This is a genomic window from Vibrio sp. 10N.261.55.F4 (genome assembly GCF_041470465.1).
In the GTDB taxonomy this organism is placed as follows: Bacteria; Pseudomonadota; Gammaproteobacteria; order Enterobacterales; family Vibrionaceae; genus Vibrio; species Vibrio crassostreae_C.
The window spans coordinates 1-398 of the sequence record NZ_JBFRMM010000048.1 but is presented as its reverse complement, the minus strand read 5'-3'; the positions used below and the strand labels follow the sequence as shown (position 1 = coordinate 398).

The following is a 398-nucleotide window of genomic DNA, read 5'->3' as shown; positions in this document are numbered from 1 at the left end:
TCGAATACAAGACACTTGAATGTGTTTGTTGTGTTTATCTAATGAAAGATAAACATTGAGAACTTTTAAATTTGATTGAATTACTCGTGAGTAATCAATCAGTCAGCTTTCCAAATTGTTAAAGAGCTTGATTCAATAAATTGAACCATTTTTAAAGACTCTCGTAAGACTTTTTGTCGAACAAGAACGCTTAAAGATGGTGGAGCTATGCGGGATCGAACCGCAGACCTCCTGCGTGCAAGGCAGGCGCTCTCCCAGCTGAGCTATAGCCCCATCTAGGTCGATATTGGTGGGTCTGAGTGGACTTGAACCACCGACCTCCCGCTTATCAGGCGAGCGCTCTAACCAGCTGAGCTACAGACCCAATATCGTCTCTTAACTTTTCTAAACCTAATCAA

The 398-nt window shown here is 42.2% G+C and carries 2 tRNA genes; both read right to left on the bottom strand.

The window, feature by feature from the left end:
* Window positions 1-197 precede the first annotated feature (197 nt).
* A tRNA-Ala gene (locus AB4249_RS20965) sits at window positions 198-273 on the bottom strand.
* 14 nt (window positions 274-287) lie between these two features.
* Window positions 288-364: transfer RNA gene (locus tag AB4249_RS20960), tRNA-Ile, on the bottom strand.
* Window positions 365-398: the final 34 nt, after the last annotated feature.